The 15,663-nt window shown below is 71.9% G+C and carries 14 protein-coding genes; 5 read left to right on the plus strand and 9 right to left on the minus strand.

Annotated elements, in window-relative coordinates; translation table 11 throughout:
* Positions 1-29: 29 nt before the first annotated feature.
* On the minus strand, positions 30-2,450 hold the full coding sequence (locus ACFYNL_RS31305) for an MMPL family transporter (RefSeq protein ID WP_388810091.1): 2,421 nt from the start codon (positions 2,448-2,450) through the stop codon (positions 30-32).
* A gap of 165 nt (positions 2,451-2,615) precedes the next feature.
* On the opposite strand from ACFYNL_RS31305, the gene ACFYNL_RS31310 reads away from it, so the two are divergent.
* Together ACFYNL_RS31310 and ACFYNL_RS31315 are read left to right on the plus strand one after the other, a co-directional pair.
* A complete protein-coding gene (locus ACFYNL_RS31310; RefSeq protein WP_388809249.1) occupies positions 2,616-3,341 on the plus strand; it encodes a response regulator transcription factor in 726 nt (241 codons plus the stop codon).
* Entirely contained in the window at positions 3,338-4,801 is a 1,464-nt protein-coding gene (locus ACFYNL_RS31315) for an ATP-binding protein (RefSeq protein ID WP_388809251.1), read from the plus strand. The genes ACFYNL_RS31310 and ACFYNL_RS31315 overlap by 4 nt, the downstream gene beginning before the upstream one ends.
* 12 nt (positions 4,802-4,813) lie before the next feature.
* On the opposite strand, the gene ACFYNL_RS31320 is transcribed toward ACFYNL_RS31315, so the two are convergent.
* The 3 genes from ACFYNL_RS31320 to ACFYNL_RS31330 all read right to left on the minus strand — a co-directional run bounded on the left by ACFYNL_RS31320 (position 4,814) and on the right by ACFYNL_RS31330 (position 8,315).
* Entirely contained in the window at positions 4,814-6,355 is a 1,542-nt protein-coding gene (locus ACFYNL_RS31320; protein WP_388809254.1) for an ABC transporter substrate-binding protein, read from the minus strand.
* Positions 6,356-6,605: 250 nt separating this feature from the next.
* Positions 6,606-8,018: a metallophosphoesterase gene (locus tag ACFYNL_RS31325; RefSeq protein WP_388809257.1), complete on the minus strand. Its 1,413-nt coding sequence runs from the start codon at positions 8,016-8,018 to the stop codon at positions 6,606-6,608.
* Positions 8,019-8,075: 57 nt separating this feature from the next.
* The gene (locus ACFYNL_RS31330) at positions 8,076-8,315 is read right to left on the minus strand and encodes an SCO4848 family membrane protein (RefSeq protein WP_356579840.1); all 240 of its coding nucleotides are present in this window, start codon (positions 8,313-8,315) and stop codon (positions 8,076-8,078) included.
* Positions 8,316-8,406: 91 nt separating this feature from the next.
* Between ACFYNL_RS31330 and ACFYNL_RS31335 the strand changes: the two genes are divergently transcribed.
* Positions 8,407-9,699, plus strand: coding sequence for a D-alanyl-D-alanine carboxypeptidase family protein (locus ACFYNL_RS31335; protein WP_388809260.1), 1,293 nt, complete (start codon positions 8,407-8,409; stop codon positions 9,697-9,699).
* Here the strand turns inward: ACFYNL_RS31335 and ACFYNL_RS31340 are convergent.
* Genes ACFYNL_RS31340 through ACFYNL_RS31355 form a run of 4 tightly spaced genes read right to left on the minus strand, consistent with a single transcriptional unit; the run spans position 9,647 to position 12,615 of the window.
* The gene (locus ACFYNL_RS31340; RefSeq protein WP_388809263.1) at positions 9,647-10,624 is read right to left on the minus strand and encodes a YihY/virulence factor BrkB family protein; all 978 of its coding nucleotides are present in this window, start codon (positions 10,622-10,624) and stop codon (positions 9,647-9,649) included. The two genes, ACFYNL_RS31335 and ACFYNL_RS31340, sit on opposite strands and share 53 nt — an antisense overlap.
* The gene (locus ACFYNL_RS31345; protein ID WP_388809266.1) at positions 10,612-11,100 is read right to left on the minus strand and encodes a GtrA family protein; all 489 of its coding nucleotides are present in this window, start codon (positions 11,098-11,100) and stop codon (positions 10,612-10,614) included. The genes ACFYNL_RS31340 and ACFYNL_RS31345 overlap by 13 nt, the downstream gene beginning before the upstream one ends.
* Positions 11,094-12,086: a decaprenyl-phosphate phosphoribosyltransferase gene (locus ACFYNL_RS31350; protein WP_388809268.1), complete on the minus strand. Its 993-nt coding sequence runs from the start codon at positions 12,084-12,086 to the stop codon at positions 11,094-11,096. Before ACFYNL_RS31350 ends, ACFYNL_RS31345 begins: the two co-directional genes overlap by 7 nt.
* Positions 12,079-12,615 (minus strand): phosphatase PAP2 family protein, encoded by a 537-nt coding sequence (locus ACFYNL_RS31355; protein WP_388809270.1) that lies wholly within the window; start codon positions 12,613-12,615, stop codon positions 12,079-12,081. The genes ACFYNL_RS31350 and ACFYNL_RS31355 overlap by 8 nt, the downstream gene beginning before the upstream one ends.
* A gap of 133 nt (positions 12,616-12,748) precedes the next feature.
* On the opposite strand from ACFYNL_RS31355, the gene ACFYNL_RS31360 reads away from it, so the two are divergent.
* Together ACFYNL_RS31360 and ACFYNL_RS31365 are read left to right on the plus strand one after the other, a co-directional pair.
* Positions 12,749-14,104, plus strand: a complete 1,356-nt coding sequence (locus tag ACFYNL_RS31360) for an FAD-binding protein (protein ID WP_388809272.1) — start codon at positions 12,749-12,751, stop codon at positions 14,102-14,104.
* 24 nt (positions 14,105-14,128) lie between these two features.
* Positions 14,129-14,884, plus strand: coding sequence for a decaprenylphospho-beta-D-erythro-pentofuranosid-2-ulose 2-reductase (locus ACFYNL_RS31365; protein WP_388809276.1), 756 nt, complete (start codon positions 14,129-14,131; stop codon positions 14,882-14,884).
* A gap of 134 nt (positions 14,885-15,018) precedes the next feature.
* On the opposite strand, the gene ACFYNL_RS31370 is transcribed toward ACFYNL_RS31365, so the two are convergent.
* Positions 15,019-15,597, minus strand: a complete 579-nt coding sequence (locus ACFYNL_RS31370) for a 2'-5' RNA ligase family protein (RefSeq protein ID WP_388809279.1) — start codon at positions 15,595-15,597, stop codon at positions 15,019-15,021.
* Positions 15,598-15,663: the final 66 nt, after the last annotated feature.

Here is a 15,663-nt window from a genome sequence, read left to right on the forward strand (position 1 = left end):
CGAGGACGAGCGCCCCCGAAGCGCCTTCGTCAGGGCCGCCTGACCGCGTCCAGTTCCCCTTCCGCCAACTCCACGTCGTACACCAGCGGGCCGTCCGCCACGACCACCTGCCCCGCCCGGGAGCCGTAGGGCTCGGCGGTCGTCGCCAGCAGATACGTCCCCGGACCCGGCACCGAGACGATGTACGAGCCGTCGGCGAGCGAGGTCACCCCGTCCAGCTGACGGCCGCCCACGGTCAGCAGTGTCACCGCCGCGCCGTCGACCGGCTCACCGTCCGCCGTGCGGACGAACCCGTGGACGACCGAGGACCTGTGCGCGGCGTCCGGCTCCGCCTCGGCCACCGGCGGCGCCTCCTCCTTCGGCTCGACGGCCAGGTGCGGCAACCGCTTCTCCAGCCAGTCCGGCAGCCACCAGTTCGCCCTGCCGAGCATGTGCATCGCGGCCGGCACCAGGGCCGTCCGCAGGACGAAGGCGTCCAGGGCGACGGCGGCCGCGAGACCGACGCCCGCCATCGCGCCCTCCATGTCACCGCTCAGCACGAACGCGCTGAACACACAGATCATGATCAGGGCGGCCGAGTTGATGACCCGGCTGGTCTCCGCGAGGCCGACGCGGACGGCACGGGCGTTGTCCTTGGTGTGCACCCACTCCTCGTGCATCCGGGAGACCAGGAACACCTGGTAGTCCATGGAGAGACCGAAGAGCAGGGAGAGCATGATGACCGGCAGGAACGAGGTGATCGGTCCCTCCTTGCCGACACCGATCAGCTCGGTGCCCCAGCCCCACTGGAAGATCGCCACCAGGACGCCGAAGGACGCGGCCGCCGCGATGAGGTTCATCAAGGCGGCCGTCAGCGGCACCACCAGCGACCGGAAGGCCACCAGCAGGAGCAGGAAGCCCAGGGCGATGATCGTCGCGACGAAGTACGGCAGGCGCTCGCCGGTCACCGCCGCGAAGTCCTTGAAGACCGCGGTCACGCCACCGACATGGGCCTCGGCGCCGGAGTCCGGGATGACGTCCTCGCGCAGGCGGTCGATGAGCCGGTCCGTCTGCTCGGACTGGGGTGAGGTGGTCGGGACGACCTGGATCACCGTCACGCCGTTCGCGGGCGGGACGGCGGCCACGTGGGCGACTCCCTCGGCCGACCGGATGCCGTCCACCAGGCCGGCGGGGGCGTCGCCTTCGACGACGACCTGCAGGGGGCCGTTGACGCCGGGTCCGAAGCCCTCGGCGAGCAGGTCGTACGCCTCGCGCGTCGTGGTCGACTCCTGGTGGTTGCCCTGGTCGGTGGCGCCCAGACGCAGGGACAGCACGGGTATCGCGAGGGCCGCCATGACGACGACGGCCATCGCCGCGATCGGCCGCGGGTGCCTTTGGACGTACGACGACCAGCGCGCCGCGAGCCCGCTCGTCTCCGCCGGCTCCGGCCCCGCCGCCGCGAGCCGGCGCCGCTGCCGCCTGCTGAGCACCCGCATGCCGAGCAGGCCGAGCAGGGCGGGCAGCAGGGTGATGGCGGCGAGCACGCTCAGGACGACGGTGAGCGAGGTCGCGATGACCACGCCGTCCAGGAACCGCATGTTCATCACGAGCATGCCGGCGAGCGCGATACAGACCGTGCCGCCCGCGAACAGCACCGCGCGGCCAGAGGTGTTCAGGGCCGTGACCGCCGACTCCTGCGGCTTCATGCCGCGCAGGATGCCGCGCCGGTGCCGGGTGACGATGAACAGGGCGTAGTCGATGCCGACGCCGAGACCGATCAACGAGCCGAGCAGCGGGGCCACTTCGGGCACATCCGCGACATGGCTGAGCAGCATCGTCCCGATCAGGCCGGTGCCGACGCCCGCGATCGCCACGACGATGGGCAGCAGCATCGAGAAGAGCGAGCCGAAGGCGAGGAAGAGCACGACCGCCGCGGCGAGGATGCCGACCGCCTCCGCCGTGCCCTGCGGCGGCTCCTGTGTGCGGGCGATGGCCTGACCGCCCAGCTCGACCTGGAGTCCGTCCCGTTCGGCGGCCTGCGCGGTCTCGACGACGTCCTCGATCAGCTCCTTGGGGATGGCGTTCGCCTGCTCGGTGAAGGTGATCTGCGCGTACGCGATGCGCCCGTCCCGGCTGATCTGCGCGGCTGTCCGCGCCGCGTACGGGTCGGTGACCTCGCCGACCCCCTCCATCCGCCCGATCTCTTCGAGGGCGGGCCGGATCCGGGACCGTACGGCCTCGTCCCGCACCGATCCGTCGTCCACCTTCCACACCACCGTGTCGGTGTCGCCCGCGCGCTGCGGGAAGGCCTTCTCCATCAGGTCGTACGCGGTCGCGGAGTCCGTGTCCGGGAGGGAGAAGACGTTCGCGTAGTTCGTGCCCGCGGCCGAACTCGCCGCGCCCAGGCCGAACAGTGCCCCCACCCACAGCAACAGGACCACCAGCCGGTGCCGATAGCACCACCGTGCCAATGCCGCCACGCTCAACGCTCCTTAATCGGTTTCGGTCGGTCCCCCAGGTCCTGGGCAACAGGATCGGTGGCGGCACGCGCGTGTGGCAGGCGATGGCCATGACTCTCAAGGAACTCCAAAGAGCGAACCCGCCCGGTTGTCGGTGGCCGCGTCGATACTGGGGCCATGACGACGGCTCCCGGCACCGTGCTGGTGGTGGAGGACGAGGAGAGCATCGCGGACGTCCTCGCCATCGCCCTGCGCTACCACCGCTTCGAGGTCGTGATCGCGGGCACGGTCCGCGAGGCGCTCACCCTGACCGAGCGCATCCGACCGGACGCGGCGCTGCTCGACGTCATGCTCCCGGACGGCGACGGCCGCACCCTCGGGCGCGAACTGCGCAAGCGGCGGCCCGACCTGGCGCTCGTCTTCCTCACCGCGCGCGACTCGCCCGCCGAGGTCGTCGGCGCCCTCGGCTTCGGCGACGACTACATCACCAAGCCGTTCAACATCGACGAGGTGATCGCCCGCGTCACGGCGGTGCTGCGCCGCACCCTCCCCCACGCTCGCACCGGCTCGCCCGGGGCCACCCCCGCCGCCGACGTCCTGCCGCAGCGCCCACCGCTTCGCTACGGCGACCTGGAACTCGACGAGACGACGTACTCGGTGCGCCGCGCGGGCCACACCGTCGAACTCACCCCCACCGAGTACGCGTTGCTTCGCTTCCTCGTGCGCAACGGCGGCCGGATCGTACCCAAGGACCAACTGCTGCGCCACGTGTGGCAGTACGAGCACGCCCCACCCGAGTCGACCGTCGTGGAGACCTACATCAGCTACCTGCGGCGCAAACTGGACGCCCTGGGACCGCCGGTCATCACCACCCGGCGGGGCGTCGGATACGGGCTGACATGAGGCTGCGGGGAGTGCGGGGCAGACGCGGTGTCCACTCGCTGCGCGGCAAGCTGACCCTGGCGAACGTGGCGCTGCTGGCGGTGGGCATCGCCGCGGCGACCGCGATCAGCCTGATGACCGCCCGTTTCTACCTGCTCGACAAGGTCGACAGCGAGCTGAAGGGGGCCCGCAGCACGCTGCACAGCGCCGACTTCACCCTGCGGCAGATCGAGTCGCTCAGCGAACTCGGCATCGCCCTGGACAAGTTCACCGACGGCGGCGCCAAGGACACCGATCCGCTGCCGAACCCGACGATGGTGTACGTCGCCGTCGACTTGGCCGGGCAGCCGGTGGCCCTGGGCCCGCTCGAACCGACGCCCCGCCAGCACGCGCTGGCGGCGGCCGCCGAGGATCCGGTCGCGCTGGCCGCCGACGAGGAGCCGCGGAACGTACGGGTCGAGGGCGACCGCCACCGGATGGTCGGCGCACGCTTGTCCGACGGCACCGTCGTGCTGATCGCCGTACCGACCGAGGGCCTGCACGAGGGCATGGGCAAGGCGCTGCGGATGGACCTCGCCGTCGGCACCGTGCTGCTGGCGCTGCTCGCCTGCCTGACCATGTTCGGCGTGCGCCGCCGGCTGCGACCGCTGGAGGACATGGTGGAGACGTCGTCGGCGATCGCCGAGGGCGATCTGACCCGGCGCATCCCCTCCAGCCGCGAGCCCACCCTGGAGGTCGAGCAGCTGCGGGTCGCCCTCAACTCCATGCTGCACCAGGTGGAGTCGGCGTACCGCACGCGCGAGCGCAGCGCGGCCCAGCTGCGCCGCTTCGTCGGTGACGCCTCGCACGAGCTGCGCACCCCGCTGTCCGCGATCCGCGGTTACCTCCAGCTGTACGACAGGGGGATGCTCCGGGAACCGGCCGAGCGCAAGCGCGTCTGGGACCGGATGAACGGCGAGGTCGACCGTATGGGACGCCTCGTCGAGGAGCTGCTCACGCTCGCTCGTCTCGACCAGCGGCCCGAACTGCGGTTCCGCAACGTCGACCTCAACCGCCTGGTGCGGGAGGCCGCCGAGGACCTGCGGGTTCAGCAGCCCGAGCGGCCGATCGCCGTCGCCGCCGAGGGCACCCTGCTCGTGCACGCCGACGAGGCGGGGCTGCGCCAGGTGCTGGGCAACCTGCTGAGCAACGTCCGCACCCACACGCCCGCCGAGGTGCCGGTGCGGCTGGGGGTCGAGCGGGCGGACGGGGTCGTACGGCTGTGCGTGCAGGACGAGGGGCCGGGGCTGTGCGAGGAGGACGCCGCACGCGTCTTCGACCGGTTCTTCCGGGCCGGCGGGGGCGCGGGCAGCGGTCTGGGAATGGCGATCGTGCAGGGCGTGGTGGAGGCCCACGACGGCGAGGTCGCGGTGCGCACGGCGCCGGGCGAGGGACTGGCGGTGACGGTGACGCTGCCGGCGGGCACGGCGGTGCGGCCGTGACCCGCCGGGGCGTCAGATCCAGGTGAGACGCCAGAGCCGGAACACTCCGGTGCCGTCGGACAGGTACTGGCCGCCGCCGACGTCCTCGCTGGTCACCACGTACTCCTTGGCCTGCCACAGCGGGATGACCGGGACGTCGCGGGCGACGGTCTCCTGCAGCGAGCGGAAGTCCCGCGTGGCCTGGCTGCGGTCGGCGAACCGCTGACTGGCCGTGATCAGCCGGTCGACGGCCTTGTCGCTGTAGCCGGTGTTCATGGTGCCGTCGGTGCCGACGAGCGGGCCGCCGTAGGTGTCCGGGTCGGGGAAGTCGGCGACCCAGCCGACGGCGTACGCGTCGAGCTTGCCGCTCGCCCAGCGCTTTTGGAAGTCGGACCACTCGTAGCCCTTGACCGTCACCTTGAACAGGCCGCTCGACTCCAGCTGCCGCTTGATCTCGGCGGCCTCCGCGGCTCCGGCGCCCCGGCCGGTGGCGTAGCCGTAGGTGAAGCGGACGGGCAGGCTCACGCCCGCCTCGGTGAGCAGGGCGCGCGCCTTGGCGGGGTCGAGCTCGGGGTAGGTGTCGAAGAACGACGTGGTGTGGCCGGTGATGCCGGTGGGGATCAGCGAGAACAGCGGGTCGACGGTCCCCTTGTACACGGTGGCCGCCAGCCGGTCCCGGTCGATCAGCCAGGCCATGGCCTGCCGCACCCGGACGTCGTGCAGCGGCGACGACGCGCGGGTGTTGAAGTACAGGTTGCGGGTCTCGGAGCTGTCGGCCTCCGACACGCGCTGGCCGGGGTCGGCGGTGTTCAGTCCGGCGAGGACCTCGGGGGGCAGCGTCCGCGTGGCCACGTCGATCCGCTTCGCCTTCCAGGCGGTGTCGAGGGCGTCCGCGTCCGCGTAGTAGCGCAGCTCGACGGGGCGGCCGCTGTCCTTGAGAGCGCCCTTGTAGTGCGCGTTGGGGGCCAGTTCCGCCCTGGCGTTCTTCGAGAACGCGGTCAGGGTGTACGGGCCGGTTCCGTCCACGGAGTCACCCTTGCGCAGCGCGTCCGCCGGGTACTTCTCGCGGTCGACGATGGCGCCGGCTCCGGTCGCCACCTTGAGCGGGAACGTGGCGTCCGGCGACGACAGACGGAAGGTGACCGTACGGCCGCTCGCGTTCACCGAGCCGAGGGTGTCCAGCAGGGAGGACGGGCCGACGTCCGACTTGATCCGCTTGACGCGGTCGAAGGAGTACTTCACGTCCTCGGCGGTCATGGCGCGCCCGCTCGGGAAGGTGACCCCCTCGCGCAGCTCGCAGCGGTAGGTGCGCAGTTGGCTGCCGACGAAGCCGCAGCTGCGGGCCGCGTCGGGCACGGGCGTGACGCCGCCCGGCTCGAAGGTCAGCAACGACTGGAAGACGTTGCTGAACAGCGCCCAGGAGCCGGCGTCATAGGCGCCGGCCGGGTCGAGCGACGTGACCGCGTCCGTCGTACCGACCGTGATGGTTCTGTCCTCGCCCTGCTGTGACGACCACAGTTGCCAGCCGCCCACTCCCACGGCCGCCAGTACGAGCAGCGACGCGAGAATCCGCATGCGAACCGTACGCATGGGTGTGCCCTCTCCCCGGCCCTTGACGGGCCCCCGCATGAACTGTGAATTCGAGCCACTCCCCTAAGCGGCGCGCACACCTAATCACACGTTTTTCACCGGGGGGAAGGGGATTTGGGGGACATGGACAAGAACTTACCTACGGGTGTTTCCGGCGAGTTTCACAGACTGCTCACAGGTACGGCGGGGCTGGGCGGGGCCGCCGGCGGACGGCCCGCAACGGTCACCGGCGCACTCAGGCCTGACGGGACGCCAGCTCGATCACCGTGATGTCCGACGGCGCTCCCACGCGCGTGGGCGGGCCCCAGGCGCCCGCGCCCCGGCTGACGTACAGCTGGGTGTCGCCGTAGCGTTCCAGACCGGCCAGTGTCGGGTTCGCCAGCTCCGCGACGAGGTTGCCGGGCCAGAGCTGGCCACCGTGGGTGTGCCCGGAGAGCTGGAGGTCGACGCCGTGCTCGACGGCGTCGTGGATCTGCACCGGCTGGTGGGCGAGGAGCACGCACGCGCGTGCGGTGTCCCGGTCGCCGAGCGCTCTGGCGAAGTCGGGGCCCTGGCCCTCGCTCTCGCCCGCCACGTCGTTGACGCCGGCCAGGTCGAAGTGGGGCAGTTCCGTGCGGGCGTTCTCCAGGGGTCTCAGACCCAGGCGGCGTACCTCGTCGATCCACTGCCCGGCGCCCGAGAAGTACTCGTGGTTGCCGGTGACGAAGAACGCCCCGTGCCGCGCCCGGAGGCCGGCGAGCGGTGCCGCGGCCGGGCCGAGGTCCTTCACGCTGCCGTCCACGAGGTCGCCGACGACCGCGATCAGGTCGGGCTGGGTGCCGTTGATCGTGTCGACGACCTTCTGGGCGAACCCGCGGCCCAGGACCGGGCCCAGGTGGACGTCGCTGACGACCGCGATCCGGTAACCGTGCGCCGCGCGCGGGAGCTTGGCCAGCGGGACGGTGACCCGCTTCACCTTCGGTCCGCGCAGCACGCCGTAGGTGCCATATCCGACGGTGCCCACGGCGGCCGCGGCGGCGGCACCGGCGACCACCCGGGAGACGAAGAGGCGTCGGGTGGGGGCGGCCAGGGGGCGGGACGGGTCGGTGGTCTCGGGGGCGGGCGCCGGGTCCGGGTCGGCGTCGGTCGCCGCGGGTCGCTCGGTGCTGGGTGCCGGGGGCTGCCCGGCTGGGGGCGGGGCGGTCGTGAGCGTGGCGGAGGTGTCCGGCGTGAGCGCCGCAAGCGGCTGGGGGCCGGCCGGTGCGGCGGCGGGTGGCGTGGCCGCCACGGCTCCCGCGGGCACGGGCTGCGGTACGGCACCCTCCTGCCCGCCCGCCCCGGCGCGCGCCCGTCGCTCGACCCACCGGCGCAGCAGCGGGCGTACGACCTCACCCGCCACCACCCCCAGCAGCAGGTACATCGACAGGGCCAGCCACAGGAAGCCCGGCCAGGCCAGGACCTGCTGGAGCCAGAAGGGCGCGCCCGAGCGCTCGGCGACCAGGGCCCCGATCGTCAGGGCCCATCCGCCGGCGATCACCACCACGCCCGCGCGGCGTACGAACCCGGGGCCGCGGGTCGTGTCGCGGAACAGCCGACGCCACATCAGCCAGTTGCCCGCCACGACGACGGACAACACGAGCAGTGCGACGAGCGCGAAGACGATGACCACGCCGACGTTCCCTTTCCTTTGCGTGCTGAGTGAACGTCCCGGTCCGCGGCCGAGTTCCTATGACGTGCGGCGCAGTGCGCGCAGTCCACGCAACCCGATGACCCCGATGACCGTCCCCAATACGAAGGAGACGACGGCGAGCAGCAGGTGCACCCAGAAGTACGCCGTCGGGTGACCGTCCTCGAACGCGAGCCCGCTGCTGTCCTTGATCAGGTTTTTGACGAAAGTGACCCAGATGACCCAGCTCCACACCCCGAAGGCGAGCAGGAACCAGGAGACGGGGCGGCTGAGCTTCATACGTTCAGTATCACCGTCGCGTGTTCGGTTCCCCGTCCGGGGTGGGGGCGGAAGCGGGACTTCCGTGCAAACGGCAGGTACGTTCTCGCTCGTGCCCGCACCCAAGAAGACCGCCAGGCGATCCCTGCTGGTCGCTTCCGCCGTCCTGTCCTCCCTCGCACTGACCGCGCCCCTCTCCCACGCGGCTCCCAAGCCCTCACCGAGCACGAGCCCGTCGGCCACTCCTCCGGCGAACATGTCGACGGTGGGCGGTGAGCGGCTGGGCAGGCCCGGCACCCAGGTGAACCTCGCGAGCGGTGTCCCCGTCCTGCCCAAGGACGTGAGCGCCCGCTCCTGGGTGGTCGCCGACGCCGAGACGGGGGACGTGCTCGCCGCGCACAACGCGCACTGGCGGCTGGCACCCGCGAGCACCATGAAGATGCTGTTCGCCGACACGGTCCTGCCGAAGTTCCCGAAGACCATGACGCACAAGGTCGTCCCGTCCGACCTGGCGGACGTCGGGGCCGGGTCCAGCATGGTCGGGATGAAGGAGGGCGAGACGTACTCCGTCCACGACCTGTGGCTCGGGGTCTTCCTGCGCTCCGGCAACGACGCCGTGCACGTGCTGTCCAAGATGAACGGCGGCATCGAGACCACCGTCGAGGAGATGAACGAGCACGCCGAGGAACTCCAGGCCCTCGACACGCACGCGGTGTCCCCGGACGGCTACGACGCCCCCGGGCAGGTCTCCTCGGCGTACGACCTCACCCTGATCGCCCGCTCCGGGCTGCAGAAGAAGGACTTCCGCGAGTACTGCTCGACCGTCACCGCGAAGTTCCCGGGCGAGACCAAGAAGAAGAAGGGCAAGTCGGTCCGCGAGTCCTTCGAGATCCAGAACACCAACCGGCTGCTGGCCGGAGACAGCGACGTCCCCGTCTACCAGGGCATCGCGGGCGTCAAGAACGGCAACACCACGAACGCCGGCGCCACGTTCACGGGCGTGGCCGAGCGAGACGGAAAGGTGCTGCTCGTCACGGTCATGAACCCGGAGAAGAGCGAGCACAACGAGGTCTACAAGGAGACCGCAAGGCTGTTCGACTGGGGCTTCAAGGCGGCCGGCAAGGTGCAGCCGGTCGGTGAACTGGTGCCGCCGCGGAGCGCGGCGCAGGCCAGCGCGCAGCCGGGGGCGAACGACGCCGGGGAGGCGGGTGGCGCCGGGGACTCCGACGGGGCCGCCGGATCCGCCGAGTCCGCCGTGGGAGCCTCGGCGGCGGGCGGTTCGAGCGGCATCGGGGTCGCACTCGGGATCACCGGCGGGCTGCTGGTGCTGCTCGCGGCGGGCGCGTTCCTGATCAACCGCCGGTGGCCGCTGCCGGACCTGGTGCGCCGTCGGAACCGCTCCTGACGCCGGGGCTCGCGGGGATTCCGGGGATCCCGGGGTTCTCGGGGTTCTCGTTCTCGGGGGCCTTCGCCAGTTCGACCTCCTTGCTCTGCGTCGCCGTCCAGGCGGCGCAGAACACGATCAGCTTCGACGTGAAGTTGATCCACAGCAGCAGGGCGACCGGCACTCCGAAGGCGCCGTACATGCTCTTCGTCGCCACGCCCTGCATGTAGCCGCTCAGCAGCAGCTTCAGCAGCTCGAACCCGATCGCGCCGGTCAGTGCGGCCACGATCAGCCGGCGGCGCGGCGGTTCCACGCCGGGCAGCAGGGTCAGCACGTACAGCAGGACCAGGAAGCCGGCGAGCACGGCGACGAGGAACGCCGCCACGCGCAGCAGGACCCCGCCCCAGCCGCCCTCGTCGACGCCGAGCTGCCGGGTGGTCCAGCCGACCGTCGCGGAGGCGACCGTGGAGGCCAGGATCGTCACGAGCACGGCTCCGCCGAGGCCGACGAGGACCCGCGCGTCCTTGGCGTACCGCAGCAGGGGGTTCTCCTCCTCGTCGGGCAGCTCCCACACCGCGCGCAGGCACTCGCGCATGGAGCCGACCCAGCTGATGCCGGTGAACAGCAGCACGGCCCCGGCGATGAGGCCGATGGTGCCGGCGTTCTGGACCAGGCCGTCGATGTCCAGCTGGTCGGAGATGCCGGGCACCTGGTCGGCGAGCTTGTCCTCCAGCCTGTCCTGCTGCTCCTGGCTGAGCGTCGCGGCTGTCACCGCGGCGGACACGGTCAGCAGCGGGAAGAGCGCGACGAAGCTGGTGAACGTCATCGCAGCGGCCAGCTGCGTCCACTTCACACGTTCCATGCGCTCGAACGAGCGCCACGCGTGCGTGGTCATCAGCCGCGCGAACAACGGCCCCACACCGGGAAGTCTCTTCAGCCAGTCCATGATCCGACTCTGCCCTCCGTCCGGAAGACCAATGTCCGTATGCCCCAAAACCGCAGCACCGTAGCCAGTGCCATGCCGATTCCCGCGCCGGAGACGATGTCCGCGCGCTGGGAGGTGAGACCGAGGCCGTAGTGGCTGATGGTGAGGCACAGCAGCTGTACGGCCGCCCCGGCGGCGTTCACCGCGAGGAAGAGGGCGCAGGGCCGCAGGCCCCGCGGCCGGGTGTGCCGGTAGGTGCCGAGGGCGTTGCCGCCGTAGGCGACGGCGCAGCCGGCCGTGAAGGAGAGGGCTTTGGCGGTGAGGGGGTCGAGGGCGGCCGGGCCGCGCAGGCCGGTGAAGAGGGCGAGGTCGACGCCGTAGGCGAGGAGGCCGACGGCGGCGAAGCCGAGGAGTTCACGGCGGGTGGTCCTCGGGCCGGTGAACCGTCGCCGGGGAGGGGCCCCGTGTCGGTCGCCCCACGCGCGCGTGCCTACCAATCGGCCACCGCCAGCCCGTACATCACCAGCCACACCACCCCGATGACGGTGAGGGCGCGGTCGCGCAGGACGACGTCCTCCGGTTCGCCCGCCGTGCCGCGGTCGGCGAAGACGGCGTAGCGCAGGATCGCGAGGATGAAGGCGACCACGGACAGCTGGCGCCAGGGCAGTACGCCCGTGTGCGGGACGCCGCCCTCCTCCAGCGCCCACAGGCAGTACCCGAGGACGGCGACCCCGGCCGCCAACTGCCAGACGAAGCGCAGGTATCCGGTCGTGTACTCGGTCAGCAACGCGCGCGTGGCGCCCGCTTTCCCGGCCATCTGCACGGCTTCGGAGTAGCGCTTGGCCGCCACCATGAACAGCGCGCCGAACCCGGTCGTGATCAGGAACCAGCGCGACAGCGGGATGGCGAGCGCGAGCCCGCCGGCCATCGCCCGCATCAGGAACCCGGTGGTGACGACGGTGAGATCGACGACCAGGACGTGCTTGAGGCTGACGCAGTAGGCCAGTTGCATGCCGATGTACGCCGTCAGCAGCGCCGCCACGGCGGGCGAGGTCGACCAGGCCGCGGCGACGGGCGCGAGGACGGCGAGGGCGCCTCCGACCGCGTACGCGACGGGCACGGGCACCAGGCCGGCGGCGACCGGGCGGTGACGCTTGGTGGGATGCGCGCGGTCCGCCTCGGCGTCGCGTGCGTCGTTGATCAGGTAGACGGCGGCGGCGCAGGCGGTGAACAGGACGAAGACGAGCGCGAGTTGGGTCAGAGCGTGGATCGAGAAGAGCCGGCCGGCGGCGGCCGGGGCCGCGGCGACCAGCGTGTTCTTGACCCACTGCTTGGGACGAGCGGTTCTGAGCAGGCCGGCGAGGAGCGCGCGAAGGCCGCCTCTGCGGGGCGGTGGCGGAGCCCCTCGGGAGGGTGTGCGCTGCCCGTGGAGCGCCGCTTCCCTGATGCGCGCCGCGCCGGCGAAGGGCGCCGTCTCAGTCATGGGCGCTCCCCCGCCTCATCCAGCCCGTCGCGACGGACGCCGTGAGTGCCCCGAGGGCCGCGCCCGCCGCCACGTCGGAGGGGTAGTGCACGCCGACGACCAGGCGTGACAGGCACACCGCGGCCGCGAGCGGCGGGATCGCGTACGCGCCGAGCGTGCCGTAGGCGACGGCGGCAGCCGCCGCGGAGGTCGCGTGGGAGCTGGGGAAGGAGTGTCGGCCGGCGGTGCGCACGAGGGGCTGGACATGCGTCGGGCGGGGGCGCCGCACCACCCGCTTCACCCCCATGCTGACGACGTGGGCTCCCACGGTGAGCGCCGCGCCACGCAGCCAGGCGCCGCGTCTTCCCCTGTCCACGGCCGCTCCCACGAGGCCCGATGCGAGCCAGAGCGCTCCGTGCTCACCCGCCCACGACAGGGCCCGCGCGGCGGTCGCGACGCGTGCGTCACTGCCGTGGGCATGGAGCGCCGAAAGGATTCGCCGGTCCGCGCCCCGAAGGCTTCGGTGGTCCATGTCGTCGAGGTGATCCATGTGGACTCACTGTTCACTCCGACAACGCCAGAATTACGGCAATATTGAGCGACATCCCATTAATCACCCATTTCGGGGAGAGTAGGTATGTTTCAGAAGTAGTCGCTCATCCATCGGCACTACGGTCGCCGACATGCCTGCCGAGACCGCCTCCGTCACGGGATGGGGCCGCACCGCCCCGACCACCGCCCGTCTGATCCGTCCACGGACGTACGAGGAGGCCGCGGCCGCCGTCCGGGACTGCGGGGCCCGCGGGGGCATCGCGCGGGGCCTGGGACGGGCGTACGGGGACGCGGCGCAGAACGCGGGCGGCACCGTGCTCGACATGACGGGACTGGACCGTATCCACGCCATCGACGTCGCCGGCGGCACCGTGCTGTGCGACGCGGGTGTCTCCCTGCACCGGCTGATGGAGGTGCTGCTGCCGCTCGGCTGGTTCTTGCCGGTGACGCCCGGCACCCGCCATGTCACCGTCGGCGGCGCGATCGGGGCCGACATCCACGGCAAGAACCACCACGTCACGGGCTCCTTCTCCCGGCACGTGCTGTCGCTGGAGCTCCTCACCGCCGACGGCGAGGTCCGCATGGTCCGCCGCGGCGCCCCCCTGTTCGACGCGACCGCCGGCGGCATGGGCCTGACCGGCCTGATCCTGACGGCGACGGTCCGGCTCCAGCCGGTCGAGACGTCGCTGATGTCGGTCGACACCGAGCGCGCGCGGGACCTCGACGACCTGATGGCACGCCTGGTCGCCGGCGACGACCACTACCGCTACTCGGTCGCGTGGATCGACCTGCTGGCGCGGGGCGCGGCCACGGGGCGCGCGGTACTCACGCGCGGCGACCACGCACCCCTGGAGGCACTGCGCGAGGGCACGCGCGCGCGTAGGGACCCTCTCGCCTTCCGTCCCGCCCGGCTGCCCGCCGCGCCCGCCTTCCTCCCGGCAGGACTGCTCAGCCGCCGTACCGTGGGCTGGTTCAACGAGCTCTGGTACCGCAGAGCGCCCCGCGCGCGTACCGGTGAACTGCAGACCCTCTCCGCCTTCTTCCACCCCCTGGACGGCGTGCCCCACTGGAACCGGATCTACGGCCCGGACGGTTTCGTGCAGTACCAGTTCGTCGTCGGACACGGCCATGAGGACACCCTGCGCCGGATCGTGCGGCGCATCTGCGAGCACCGCTGCCCCTCGTTCCTGGCCGTCCTCAAGCGCTTCGGGGACGCCGACCCCGGCTGGCTCTCCTTCCCCGTGCCCGGCTGGACGCTGGCCCTCGACATCCCGGCCGGACTACCCGGCCTCGCCGTCCTCCTGGACGAGCTGGACGAACAGGTGGCCGCGGCCGGCGGGCGCGTCTACCTGGCCAAGGACTCCCGGCTGCGCCCCGAGCTGCTGGCCGCGATGTACCCCCGCCTGGACGCCTTCCGCGCACTGCGCGCGGAACTCGACCCGCGCGGGGTGTTCGTGTCCGACCTCGCCCGCCGCCTCGGCTTTTGACACCCGGATCATCAAGGAGCTGTCGTGAAGGACGCCTTCGGCCTCCCGCAATCCCTGCTCGTCCTCGGCGGTACGTCCGAGATCGCACTGGCCACCGCACGCCGTCTGATCGCCCGCCGTACCCGTACGGTCCACCTGGCGGGCCGCCCGTCGCCCGCCCTGGAGCGGTCCGCGGCACAACTGCGCGCCCTGGGAGCCGACGTGCACACCGTGCCCTTCGACGCGCTCGACCCCGAGTCCCACGAGGCGGTGCTCGGCAAGGTCTTCGCCGAGGGCGACGTCGACATGGTGCTGCTCGCCTTCGGGGTCCTCGGCGACCAGGCGCGCGACGAACGCGAGCCGCTCAACGCGGTGCGCGTCGCCCAGACCAACTACACCGGCGCCGTGTCGGCCGGCCTGGTCAGCGCGGGCGCCCTGCAGGCCCAGGGCCACGGCTCACTCGTCGTCCTCTCCTCGGTCGCCGGCGAACGGGCCCGCCGCGCCAACTTCATCTACGGCTCCAGCAAGGCCGGCCTCGACACCTTCGCCCAGGGTCTGGGCGACGCCCTGCACGGCACGGGCGTCCACGTCATGGTCGTACGTCCCGGCTTCGTGCGCTCGAAGATGACGGCGGACCTGCCGGAAGCCCCGCTGTCGACCACCCCGGAAGCGGTGGCCACGGCGATCGAGGTCGGATTGCGCCGCCGCTCGGAGACGGTGTGGGTGCCCGGGTCGCTCAGGATGGTGATGGCGGCGCTTCGGCATGTACCGCGGGGGCTGTTCCGACGGCTGCCGATCTGAGCCGCGACGGCCCGGCCTCGTGTCGAGGCCACGGGTCAGCGACGCCCCGGGGGGCGCGGGGAACTGCGCGACCGGCCGCACGGCACCCGCCGACGATCCACGGCCGCCCGGGGCATCGCCCCGCGATCAGCCCTTCAGTTCGCGGGGATCGACCCGCGCTCCACATGACCCGCCTGCGGCGGCACCACCGCACCGCCGAACGCGAAGTCCCTCAGCCTGCGCCACACACCGTCGGCGCCCTGCTCGTAGAGGGCGAAGCCGGTGCAGGCCCAGTGCGCCTCGTAGTCGGCGAGTTCCTCGAAGGCGCGGTCCATCGACGCCTCGTCGATGCCGTGCGCGACCGTGACATGCGGGTGGTAAGGGAACTGCAGGTCGCGCGCCACGGGCCCGGAGGCGTCGCGGACCTGCTTCTGCAGCCAGGTGCAGGCCTCGGCGCCCTCGACGACCTGGACGAAGACGACCGGCGACAGAGGCCGGAAGGTTCCGGTGCCGGACAGCCGCATCGTGAAGGGGCGCCCCGCGGCCGCGACGTCGACGAGGTGCGCCTCGATGGCGGGCAGCAGCGAGGCGTCGACCTCGGTCGGCGGCAGCAGCGTGACATGCGTGGGGATGCCGTGAGCCGCGGCGTCGCCGAAGCCCGCGCGCCGCTCCTGGAGCAGGCTGCCGTGAGGCTCCGGGACCGCGATCGACACGCCGATCGTTACGGTCCCCACGTCGTCTCCTGTCGTCTGTCGGTGAGCTCGTCCGTCGAGAGCCCGTCCTGTTGTGAGCCCGTCCTG

It is taken from the genome of Streptomyces sp. NPDC007808, from assembly GCF_042868655.1.
Lineage (GTDB): Bacteria > Actinomycetota > Actinomycetes > Streptomycetales > Streptomycetaceae > Streptomyces.